Source organism: uncultured Algibacter sp., assembly GCF_947495675.1.
Lineage (GTDB): Bacteria > Bacteroidota > Bacteroidia > Flavobacteriales > Flavobacteriaceae > Algibacter_B.
The window spans coordinates 1-12,134 of the sequence record NZ_CANLZX010000001.1; the positions used below are offsets into that span (position 1 = coordinate 1).

The 12,134-nt window shown below is 29.9% G+C and carries 11 protein-coding genes; 1 reads left to right on the plus strand and 10 read right to left on the minus strand.

The features are described 5' to 3' along the window. Window positions 1–470: hypothetical protein (locus tag Q0842_RS00005; protein WP_298492540.1), on the plus strand; the 470-nt coding region annotated here is incomplete at its 5' end. 98 nt (window positions 471–568) lie between these two features. On the opposite strand, the gene Q0842_RS00010 is transcribed toward Q0842_RS00005, so the two are convergent. Genes Q0842_RS00010 through Q0842_RS00055 form a run of 10 tightly spaced genes read right to left on the minus strand, consistent with a single transcriptional unit; the run spans window position 569 to window position 12,092 of the window. Further along, the gene (locus tag Q0842_RS00010; protein WP_298492543.1) at window positions 569–2,566 is read right to left on the minus strand and encodes an acyltransferase family protein; all 1,998 of its coding nucleotides are present in this window, start codon (window positions 2,564–2,566) and stop codon (window positions 569–571) included. A gap of 31 nt (window positions 2,567–2,597) precedes the next feature. Then, the gene (locus Q0842_RS00015; RefSeq protein WP_298492546.1) at window positions 2,598–3,872 is read right to left on the minus strand and encodes a flippase; all 1,275 of its coding nucleotides are present in this window, start codon (window positions 3,870–3,872) and stop codon (window positions 2,598–2,600) included. Window positions 3,873–3,894: 22 nt separating this feature from the next. After that, window positions 3,895–4,950: a GDP-L-fucose synthase gene (locus Q0842_RS00020; protein ID WP_298492549.1), complete on the minus strand. Its 1,056-nt coding sequence runs from the start codon at window positions 4,948–4,950 to the stop codon at window positions 3,895–3,897. A gap of 5 nt (window positions 4,951–4,955) precedes the next feature. Beyond that, window positions 4,956–6,074, minus strand: coding sequence for a GDP-mannose 4,6-dehydratase (gene gmd / locus Q0842_RS00025; protein WP_298492552.1), 1,119 nt, complete (start codon window positions 6,072–6,074; stop codon window positions 4,956–4,958). 37 nt (window positions 6,075–6,111) lie between these two features. Beyond that, window positions 6,112–6,897 (minus strand): dTDP-4-dehydrorhamnose reductase, encoded by a 786-nt coding sequence (gene rfbD, locus Q0842_RS00030; RefSeq protein ID WP_298492555.1) that lies wholly within the window; start codon window positions 6,895–6,897, stop codon window positions 6,112–6,114. Continuing rightward, window positions 6,894–7,439, minus strand: coding sequence for a dTDP-4-dehydrorhamnose 3,5-epimerase (rfbC, locus tag Q0842_RS00035; protein ID WP_298492558.1), 546 nt, complete (start codon window positions 7,437–7,439; stop codon window positions 6,894–6,896). Before rfbC ends, rfbD begins: the two co-directional genes overlap by 4 nt. A 5-nt stretch (window positions 7,440–7,444) precedes the next feature. Continuing rightward, window positions 7,445–8,302, minus strand: coding sequence for a glucose-1-phosphate thymidylyltransferase RfbA (rfbA, locus tag Q0842_RS00040; RefSeq protein ID WP_298492561.1), 858 nt, complete (start codon window positions 8,300–8,302; stop codon window positions 7,445–7,447). Then, window positions 8,299–9,309, minus strand: a complete 1,011-nt coding sequence (gene rfbB / locus Q0842_RS00045; protein WP_298492564.1) for a dTDP-glucose 4,6-dehydratase — start codon at window positions 9,307–9,309, stop codon at window positions 8,299–8,301. The genes rfbA and rfbB overlap by 4 nt, the downstream gene beginning before the upstream one ends. Continuing rightward, the gene (locus Q0842_RS00050) at window positions 9,309–10,391 is read right to left on the minus strand and encodes a hypothetical protein (RefSeq protein WP_298492568.1); all 1,083 of its coding nucleotides are present in this window, start codon (window positions 10,389–10,391) and stop codon (window positions 9,309–9,311) included. The genes rfbB and Q0842_RS00050 overlap by 1 nt, the downstream gene beginning before the upstream one ends. A gap of 9 nt (window positions 10,392–10,400) precedes the next feature. Next, on the minus strand, window positions 10,401–12,092 hold the full coding sequence (locus tag Q0842_RS00055; RefSeq protein WP_298492571.1) for a hypothetical protein: 1,692 nt from the start codon (window positions 12,090–12,092) through the stop codon (window positions 10,401–10,403). Between the last annotated feature and the right edge of the window lie 42 nt (window positions 12,093–12,134).

Here is a 12,134-nt window from a genome sequence, read left to right on the forward strand (position 1 = left end):
TAGCTATAGTAGTATTATTAGTAGCTACATCGTGTAAAAAAAAGCAAGAATCTACACCTGTAACTAAGCAGGAAGTTGTTGAAGCTGTAGTAAAACAAGATATTAATGTTGAATATACGCCTGTTTACCTTAGCCCTAAAGCTAGACCTGTAGTTGTTGCATGGAAAGAGTACATAGATGTTCAAAACAAAGTATACGAACTTAAAAACACAGATACTGCAAAACTAGAAAAGCAATTAAACGATTTAGAGGGTTTAATGACTAAGCTTTTAAACTCTGAAACTCCAGCAAAACTACAAACACATTTGTTTGAAAGAAAATTAGACCTTTTAAGTGAATCTGTTACAGATTTAAGAGTTTTATTAGGTAAAGAAACTACAAAACTTGAAGATATTAAGAAAGGTGTTAGTAAAATAATGCAAGGTTATGGTTCTTCTAAAAATCAAATTAATGCTATTTATGGAGGTTAAAAAACCTTAATAAAAATAAAGCACCAAACAATTTAAAGGGGATAATAATTGTATGTAATTACAATTATTATCCCCTTTATTATTTAATTTTTATAATTTTAATTATCCATAAAATCTATTATGGCATCTTCATAATGTTTTAAGACTTTCATTGTTCCATCAATCGATAAATGATCATTATCGCTATAATAAATTTCATTATTTGATTTCTCAACACAATCTTCTCCATCACACAAAGCATCAATTGGGTTTATAAACAACACATTATCTCTATTTTTAAAGTAATTTTCAATAGATTGATTGACTTCTTGGTTATAGGGATCTAATTCAAAAGTATCTTCATTACTCATTAAGGCCTTTAAGTATTTTGGCTTCAACAATTTTTCAGAATATTTAATAGATTTAGGGTCTTTAACTGGGTTTTCGCCAAAAATTATAACTTTTCTGTCTCCTACTTCTTTTAGTAATTTATCTATTTTTTCATAAACCTTATCATAAGATGCAATGCTTCTTTCAAAATACTCATATTCTCCAGTAGTTTCATTTAATACTTTACTACAGTATTTTTCCATATGCCACCAATAGCTAAATACTAAAACGCCTTTAGGATGCCTTCTCATACGCTCTACAGCGTCTTTTTTCTCTTTGTCTATAGTTTCTTGATTAACCCTAAAATTAATAAGCTCTGGCAATGCTAACGATCTTAAGTTAGTCATATGCACAAATTTGTTATGCTTTTTTACAAAAATTTCATTGATTGCAGAAGAGTATTGGCTAGCATGACTATCGCCATACCAAAACATATCTATAGATTCGCCTTTAAACGGTTTATTTATTACACCAATTCTTTCATACCCATCCATTCCCCATTTTGGCAGCAAACTTTCACTTACACTATTATCTAATCGCCATTTCCAGCCTTCGGAATAATTAATATTCATTCTTAGAGAATTAAATATTAAAATGAAAACAAGCAGCGCTAAAACAAACGTTTTATTTGCTCTTAAAGTATATTTTACTTTACCAAATCGCATTGGCTGTTCGTACTTATTATAAACAAATACTGAGATTACAAATGATACTACTAGAAGTGCCACTTGCTCTAAAACATTTAAATCATTTCCTGTAATATGCTTATAAAAAACAATAACTGGCCAATGAAACAAATACCAAGTGTAACTGGCTTTACCAATTAACTTTACTAATTTGTTTTTACTTAATACACTTAAAAATTTAGACGCCGGTGTAACAATTAATAAGCCCGCACCTAAACATGGTATTATATTTAAACTACTTAAATAAACGGTATTTTTGTCGAAATAAAAGACCGAAAAAAGAATAAGAAAAAAGCCAATAATATTTAAGCTCGTTTTTACTAATTCTTGCTTGAGCTTAATAGCAGGTAAAAATGCTAAACTTGCACCAATTAAAAATTCGTAAATTCTAAACGGCAATAAGTAAAATTGAATAGAATCTGTACGAGATGATAATTCACTATCACTAATAAATATACTTATAATGCTATCTGAAAGTCCGTTTTCTGAAACATAAAGCGTTAAACTAAAACTTAGCACTAGAATTAATAGTGTTAAAAATATTCGTTTTATACCCGAGAAGAACTTCATTATTATGAGCAAAGTAATTGGCCAAATCAAATAAAATTGTTCTTCAACACCTAAAGACCATGTGTGTAATAACGGTTTTAAATGCGAAGAGGTATCAAAATAACCCGACTCGCTTAAAAAATGAAAATTTGACAATGCCACCGATGAGTAAAACATTGAATCAATAAAACTCATAAAATCTGAAGGCGATAAAACAAGAAATCCAAACCCGAAAGAAAGAATAAGCACCAAAAAAAGTGATGGTAAAAGCCTTCTTATTCTTCTTCTATAAAAATTTTGAAAACTAATTGTATTGGTTGTTTCATACTCTTTTTTAATTGTTTTGGTAATTAAATAACCACTAACAACAAAAAACACATCTACACCAAGAAAACCTCCTGAAAAAAGTGATATGTCTAAATGAAAGAATATTACCAATAATACGGCAAGTGCTCGTATAGCGTCTAGATGTTCAATATATTTTATTTTCATTTAAATTGTATTTATATTAAAAAAAGTAGATTTAGCGTAATAAATAATAGATTGATAATAATTGTTTTTTTATTAGAGGTCTTGTGTCTTTAAAAAAGAAATTTGAAAAGAAAGACGATACAGAATAGGAAATAAGTGTTGCCCAAGCAGCACCCGCAATACCGTATCTTGGTATTAATAAAAAATTAAGAATTAAATTTGTAGCTAGCCCCATTAATTCGCGTTTAAAAATAATGTCTTGCCTATTTATTTTCAATATATATTTACTACTTGTTACTAACAAGCTCATTAAAATAATACTCCAAGCATGAATTTTTAAAATTTCTGAGGCATATATATATTCATTTCCATACATAACTTCAATAATTGTATCTGAAAATGTGGTAATTAATAATACACATAGTAATGCGAGAATTAAAACTATAGCAAACATTTGATAAAGCAACTTATCTATATCTACTTTAGTTAACGCTTTCATTATTTTAGGAAAAAATACATTTGAAATAATAACAGGTACGGCATATAAAAATTCTGAAATCCTTGCTGAAGCGGCATAAATACCAACATCGTTATTATTAGTAAGTGATGCAATAAAAAGCTGATCGATTTTTAGGTATAACGTAGTTGTTATTGCAGCCAACATTAAAGGAAACCCCTCTTTAAGAAGTGAAGGTGTTATTTTTTTTCTAATGTATGTTGATGGTAACTTTAATTTATGTTCTTCTTTAATTCTAATCAAAGTAAAAAATAAAACATATTCTAATAAAACTAGTAAAGCGAAATAAACGATATTTAACTCCCAATGTATGGCTAAAAGTTTTAAAATAAAGAAGATGGTTAAAGAAATACTTCTCGCAATAACCGTCTTTCTATTTTCAAGATTAGCCTCATTTTTTTGGACGTAAATATTTGAGTTTAATACTATTTGCGAACTAAATAGTAATACAATAACAAGTATTAAATCGCTATTAAAATTAATATTTACTATGGCGTATGCTACAAATAGAATAATAGCTGTTATTATGCCAGTAAAGAGTCTTAGATAAAAAGATAAGGATAATACTTTGTCTGCTATAAGCGGATTTTTTTTTAACCGCTTAACTATAATATAATTTAAACCTAAAGATGCAACTGCGGGTAATAATGACCCAAAGGAAATGATATAATTCCAGATACCAAATGTTGAAGCGCCAAAATAGGTTGCCATTTTAGCATAGATATACAAGGTAAGTAGGGCGCCATAACCTTTGTCTAAAAAAAGCCAAAAAATGTTACTAAAAACTGGATTTTTAATTAGCTTTTTCATTTATAGAATAAAGAAAGACTTACTACGCTTTAGAATTAATTGTATACCAATCATATAACTTTTTAACACCCTCAACTAATTCAACTTTATGTTTCCAACCTAGGTTATTAAGTTTGCTAACATTAGTCAATTTACGCATCGTTCCATCTGGCTTTTCGGTATTAAAAACTAAATCTCCTTTAAAACCAACAATTTCTTTTATAATTTCGGCTAACTCTTTAATAGAAACGTCTTTACCTGTGCCAATATTTATATGGGTATTTCTAATTTCTTTTTCGCCCTCAGAATATGTATCTGAAAAATCTCGGTTTTCCATTATAAATACACAAGCATCTGCCATATCTTCACTCCAAAGAAATTCTCTTTTAGGTTTGCCAGAACCCCATATTTCAACACTATTTTTAGAAACACCAAAAGATTTTAAATACGTTTCAGCTTCTTCAACAGTATCTACTCCAAGATTATTTAGTACCTCATCGTTTTTAGATTCTGATAATAATTTTGCTAAATATATTTTTCTAATCAATGCTGGTAATACATGCGATTTTTCTAAATCGAAATTATCATTAGGACCATACAAATTTGTAGGCATTACCGAAATAAAGTTTGTACCGTATTGCAAATTATAACTTTCACACATTTTAATACCAGCAATTTTAGCAATAGCATAAGGCTCGTTGGTATACTCTAGAGTGTCTGTTAATAAGCTATCCTCTTTCATGGGTTGAGGTGCATTTTTAGGATAAATACAAGTGCTTCCTAAAAACAATAACTTTTTTACTTTATTAATATGGCTTTGATGAATCACATTATTCTGAATCATCATATTTTCATAAATAAAATCTGCCCTATATACATTATTAGCTACAATTCCACCCACTTTAGCTGCGGCCAGAAAAACATATTCGGGTTTTTCTAATTTAAAAAACTCAGCAACATCCAATTGATTTGCTAAATCTAACTCTTTATGAGTTCGTGTAATAATATTAGAATATCCTTTGTTTTTAAGGTTTTCTAATATGGCGCTTCCAACTAAGCCCCTGTGGCCTGCAAGATAGATTTTGGCATTCTTATCCATAAAGTTTATTCGAAGTAATTCATGATTTTATAACCACCTTCTTTAAGATAGCTATCTTTTTCCATCAATGTTATATCGCTTGTCATCATATCGTCTACTAAAGCCTGTAAATCGTATTTAGGTACCCATCCTAATTTTTCTTTAGCTTTGGTAGCATCACCTATAAGTAATTCAACTTCGGTTGGTCTAAAGTATTTTGGATCTACAGCAACAACTTCTTTACCAATTTCTAATTGATATTTTTCATTGTTACAACTTTTTATATAACCTTTTTCTTCTTCGCCAGTTCCTTTAAACTCTAATTCTACACCAACATGAGCAAAACACATTTTCACAAAATCTCTAACGGTAGTAGTTTTGTTAGTTGCAATTACCCAATCTTCTGCTTGGTCTGCCTGAAGAATCATCCACATCATTCTTACATAATCTTTAGCGTGCCCCCAATCTCTTTGAGCATCAAGATTACCTAAATAAATTTTTTCTTGTAAGCCCAAAGCAATTTTTGATGTTGCTCTAGTAATTTTTCGAGTAACAAAAGTTTCTCCTCGAATTGGAGATTCATGGTTAAACAAAATTCCGTTACAAGCAAACATGCCATAAGCTTCTCTATAATTTACTGTAATCCAGTATGCGTACATTTTTGCAACCGCATAAGGACTTCTTGGGTAAAAGGGTGTTGTTTCTGTTTGAGGTACCTCTTGTACCTTACCATATAACTCTGAAGTAGATGCTTGGTATATTCTTGTTTTCTTTTCAAGACCTAATAGCCTTAATGCTTCTAATAACCTTAAAGTACCTATACCATCTGCATTGGCTGTATATTCTGGCATTTCAAAAGACACGTGTACATGACTCATTGCAGCAAGATTGTAAATTTCATCTGGCTGTACCTCTTGAATAATTCTTGTTAAATTTGTACTATCTGTTAAATCGCCGTAGTGCAAGAAAAAATTTCGATTATCTACATGAGGATCTTGGTATAAATGATCTATCCTATCTGTATTAAATAAAGAAGAACGTCTTTTTACTCCATGTACTTCATATCCTTTTTTTAGAAGAAATTCGCTTAAATAAGCTCCATCTTGTCCAGTTACTCCTGTAATTAATGCTACTTTTTTCTGCATATTAATTGGTCTTGTTTTAAATTAATACCTTGTTTATTCAATTCTTTAAAACCGAACTTTTAGGTCGTCTTGCAAAAGTACAATAATTGTTTACTTTAACAAGATTAATATTATGAGTCAGGTTGTTTTCTATTAATATTTGTTCGGCAAAATCATACCAAGTCATTTCTTTTTCATCGCAAAAATGAAAAACTCCATAATCTAATCGATTTTCGTGTATCAATGTAATAATAAATTTTGATAAATTTATTGTGTCTGTTGGGCATCCTTTTTGCTCTGTAGTTATTGATAATTGTTTCTCGGTTTTAGCTTTCTTTAAAATTGTCTTGTAAAAATTATTTCCATACTTTTTACTATATAACCAAGATGTTCTTATAATAAAAAATTTAGTTAACGTGTTTTGAATATGCTTTTCTCCTAAAAGTTTAGATTTGCCATATTCATTAATTGGGTTGGTTTTATCGCCTACAACATAAGCAGTTTCCTTTTCCCCATCAAAAACATAATCTGTAGAAATATGGATTAATACAACATTATTCTTCTTACATATTTGAGCTAAATTTTGCACTCCGTTAGCATTAATTTTATGAGCTATTTCGGGGGTTTTTTCAGCTTGTTCAACATTTGTGTATGCTGCACAGTTTATACAATAATCAATTCTATTATTACTAAAAAACGTATTTAGTTCTGCTTTATTTGTAATATCTAATTCTGTTTTAGAAACAAAAACAAAATCTAAACCAATCTCGTTCTCTTTATATAGTTCTTTAATGGTTTGGCCTAATTGACCATTAGCACCTGTAACTAAAACTTTTTTAATCATTTAAATACGTTTTTAAACGTTAACAGGTTTTTATCTTTTTCAGATACTATCATTTTATCTTCAGGAAAACCCCAATCTATATTTAAATATTCATCGTTGAAGATGATTCCAGATTCTGAAGATTTATCATAATAATTATCGCACTTATAAGAAAATATAGTGTCATTTTCTAAAACTATAAACCCGTGAGCGAAACCTCTTGGCACATATAGTTGTTGCTTATTTATGCCATCCAAAAGAATAGAAAAATGTTTTCCGAATGTTAAAGAATTTTTTCTGAGATCTACACATACATCCAAAACTTTCCCACTTATAACTTGTACAAGTTTTGCCTGTGCACTATCACCTTCTTGAAAATGTAATCCTCTTAAGACACCTTTAGATGACTTTGATAAATTATCTTGAACAAAATTAGTTTTAATGCCTGTTTCTTTTGAAAAGACTTTTTGATTGAAAGTTTCTAAAAAATAACCTCTTTCATCATTAAAAACTTTAGGGGTAATAACAAAGCACCCTTTTAAATATGTTTCTTCAACTTTCATTATTATTAGATTAATTGTTGAAGGTATTGCCCATAACCACTCTTTAATAAAGGTTGTGCTAACTTAATTAATTGTGTTTTATTAATGTAGCCCATTTTGTATGCTATTTCTTCAATACAACCAATTTTTTGACCTTGTCGTTCTTCAATAACCTGAACAAATTGTGATGCTTGCATTAATGATGCAAATGTGCCTGTATCTAACCAAGCTGTGCCTTTATCTAAGATCTGTACATTAAGGTTCTCATTATTTAAATACACTTTATTAACATCTGTTATTTCAAGTTCTCCCCTATCACTAGGTTTAATGTTTTTAGCTATATCAACTACTGTATTATCATAAAAGTATATTCCTGGTACTGCAAAATTAGATTTTGGTTTATTTGGTTTTTCTTCAATAGAAATTGCTTTATTGTTTTCATCAAACTCTACAACACCATAGCGATTAGGGTCTTGTACATGATAAGCAAATATTACGCCTCCATGAGGGTTTATGTTACTTTGTAGTGTTTTATCTAAACCTGACCCATAAAATATATTATCTCCTAAGATTAAAGCGACACTTTCTTTTCCTATAAATTTTTCTCCTATTATAAAGGCCTCTGCTAACCCTTTTGGCTCTTCTTGAATAGCATATTCGAACGTACAGCCATAATTATTTCCGTTTCCTAGAAGGGCTTTAAACCTTGGCAAATCGTTTGATGTGGAAATTATTAAAACCTCTCTTATGCCTGCGGATAATAGTGTTGTTAATGGATAATATATCATTGGTTTATCGTAAACAGGCATAAGTTGTTTACTTACCACTTTTGTAAGTGGGTACAACCTTGTTCCTGATCCTCCTGCTAATATGATGCCTTTCATAATCCCTGATATTTTTTAATATACCAATCTATAGTTTTTTTAATTCCGGTTTCAAAGTTTTCTTTTGCTTGCCACGCTAATTCTTCTTCAATTTTTGTTGCATCTATGGCATATCTATAATCATGACCTGGCCTATCTTTTACAAAAGTAATTTGATTTTTATAAGATTTGCTTTGGGGCAATAAATTATCTAATATTTCACATATTGTATTTGCTATATGTAAATTATTTCGTTCGTTTTTACCTCCAATGTTATATGTTTCACCAGATATACCTTTGTTAAATGCTAGTTCTATCCCCTTACAATGATCTTCAACATACAACCAATCTCGTATGTTTTTACCATCTCCATATATAGGAATGTTATCGCCTTTTAAAGCTTTTCTTATGATAGTTGGAATTAATTTCTCGTCATGTTGTTTGGGCCCATAATTATTAGAGCAATTAGTGGTTACAACATTTAATCCATAAGTATGAAAGTAACTCCTTGCAATAAAATCTGATGATGCCTTTGAAGCACTATATGGGCTGTTGGGCGCATAAGGTGTTTGTTCTGTGAACAATCCTTGGTCACCTAAAGTTCCATAAACCTCATCTGTTGATATATGTAGAAATCTTGATTGTACATGTTCTTCTTTAACTTGATGTGGTGATTCCATCCAATGGTTTTTTGCTACATCAAGTAAATTAAAGGTTCCTAGAACATTTGTATTGATAAACTCGTTTGGTGAAATAATTGAATTATCAACATGTGATTCAGCAGCAAAATGAATTACACCCCTAAAATTGTATTCTTTAAATAAGCTTTCAATTAAAGCTCTATCACAAATATCGCCTTTTATAAAAGTATAATTTTTGTGTTGATTTATTTCTTTTAAATTAGAAAGCTCACCTGCATAAGTGAGCTTATCAATATTTACAATTTTAACAAGTGGATTTTTTTCTAGAAAGTAAACTATGTAATTAGAGCCTATAAAACCAGCCCCACCTGTTATTAAAATAGTCATTACTCTTGTTTATTTATTATTTTATCTTGATCAGACAAGTATTTTCCTAGTCCATAAAGTATAAACCCAAAGAACGTAATTAGGAAAAAGATAATTGGTAATCTAACCTTCATTTTATCTGTCCATTTTGAAATATCATAACCTGCATCTGGGAATTCTGATATAACATTAACTACATTTTCATTTTTTACTAAATTTACATTTATTTGTCTTTTTAAAGATTCTAGGTTAGACTTTTTAGCTAACAACTCAGATTCATTAACAATCAACTGGCTTTGTTTAGCATTGCCCATATATAAATTAGTACCAGATCCAGGAATTGGTTCTTTATTTGATTCGTTTTTACGAATTTTTAAATATTCGGCTGCCAAAGAATCTATTTCCCTTTTTTCGTTTTCAATAGTTTCTTTTTGACTATTATAATTTAACCTTTCAACCCTTTTTAATTCATTTAAGTAAGCGTTATTAGAAATTGCTTTAACAAAATTATCATTTAGTTTTTTGAAAATAAATTTATTGGTAGATGCTACTCCAATTTTATGTCTTTTAAAACTAAAATAATCTAAAGATGCAATATAATCATCATACAAATATTCTTCTCTACTTAATGAATCTAGGCCTTTTTTAAAATCAACAAACATTTTAATTCGATCATTTTCATCAATATCTGGCTCTAAATATATACCTCTTATAGTGGCAGCATCTTCAACACTTATGTTTAACTTTCTTGCCAATTCTATTGAATCATTATCAACATAAGCTAATTGATGAAGATATTTTAAGTTTTCATATACTTGATGAGCAGAGTCAAAATTTGTTTCAATAAAAGAGTTAGCGCCATAAATATTATCTGCTGTTTTATCTAAAAAAACACCTAATCCAAGACCTAAAAATCCAGCTATTGCATACCATTTGATTCTATTGTATACGTGAATTAAAAACATTAATAAAACTTTAAAAATGCCTTTAAAAATTGATGCAATGAAATTAAAAAACTTTTGAAACGCATTTCCTATTAGGTTAAACAAATGCCCTAAATCTACTTCGTCTGAAAATGGTTGCTGTGATGAATTTTTACTCATTTTTGTGAATTATTTATTTAATATTTGCTCTAATATTGTTCTTGTTATTAAATATGTTGGCCTAACACCCGACGTGCCTAAACCACCTGATGCTAATGTTGCTCCTGTTTCTAGAGGATTATCACTAGCATAATAAGCATATCTTACTTTTACATCTGCTCTTATACTACCACGTACTTTTGATGCGGCTTGAATGGCTTTTTGGTAGTGCGCTCCTTCCATTTCTAGACCAATTACATTCCACGTTGAGTTGTAAAAGAATTTTAAAATGTCTTTGTTTTGAAGCGACGTACCTAAAACTGTAATCATTGAGCCTTCATAAACATTTACACCTTGACCTTCTAAATCTGCTCTTTTTAATTCGTTTTCAAAAGGATAATTATCTGCTGTACCTTCAAAAATATGAGCAGAAGGAATCATAATATCACCTTTTCCGCCTTCTAAAATTCCTGCCTTACCCATAATAGAAACAGACTCCACGTTTAAATGTGTTTTCTTAGCTTTTTGTTTATAAGGCTTAAGTAATTCATCTATGGTTTCATAGGCTTGTTCTCCAAAGGCATAATCCATGACTAATATAACAGGAGCGTCATCTTTCAAACCATTGCCATCAACATTTATATCTAATTTTGATGAATCGATTTTGGCGGTATCAAATATTTGAACATCAATATTAGCTCCTGATGTATCCTTAATATAAATCATCCCTTTTTGCAACGCTTCTTTAGTTACTTTATTGCGAAGGTCATTATTTTCCTTATTACTTAAAGATTCGTATACTTCAAAAATATCCTTTTTAGAAACAATTGTTTTTAATGCATTTGGTGTAAAAAGCGTATTCATTACACTATGCATATTTGCACTTATAATATGAATTGGTCTTTCTAATAAATTATTTTTAAATAAATGGTCTTTAACAGTATTTGCCCAAATTTCCCCATGAATATGGTGCCCAATTCGTTCTCTTAAAACAGGGCTAAAAGTTACTGTTCGTTTATTATTATTTATTAATTCTTCTATGGCTAATTTTCCTAACCAATATACAATATGTAATAATCGTTCTGGTTGCGTTGGCAATGCAAACTCATTGTAAACACTAGTTAATTCATTAAATGTTCTACCTAAAATATTGGCAGTATGTGTGATTGCCACCTCACGCTCTTCTTGAGTAAGCTTCTTTTTAGATAAAACCGCTTTTTCAAGTTTTATCCAATCTCTTGTTGTAGATCCCTTTTCGTCAATAATTACACGATTACTAATCTTATGAGACTCTACAAAAAGAAAAGTAAGATGCGTTAAAATGTCGTAAATTTCAGATCGCCCTCGAGTTATCTCAATATTCATCTGTTCATTATCAATTCGATAACAATTACGACGTCGTTTTTCTGGAATTATAGTTTTAAAATGCGAATTAGAATATCCTTCATCACTAGTAAGATTAATAAAAGTACACTCTTCAATACCTTGCGGCAATCGGTCTATAACATAAAGCAATCCTTCTAATTCTGCTTTTTCTTCTCCAATTGAGCCATATATTTCTGGACGTAAAAGCAATAATGATTGCCTTAAAGTCTCGCCCGAAACTCCCATTGGCTTATAAAAACCCCTGTTAAAAAGGTGACGCATAGTAACATACATACGCTCAATAGCGTTAGAGCTTTCTTGAGCGCGCGTTCTAGCATGATGTTTTTTACTACTCATAGTTTAATTTGGTTGGGGTCAAAGATAATACTATTTGTGTTA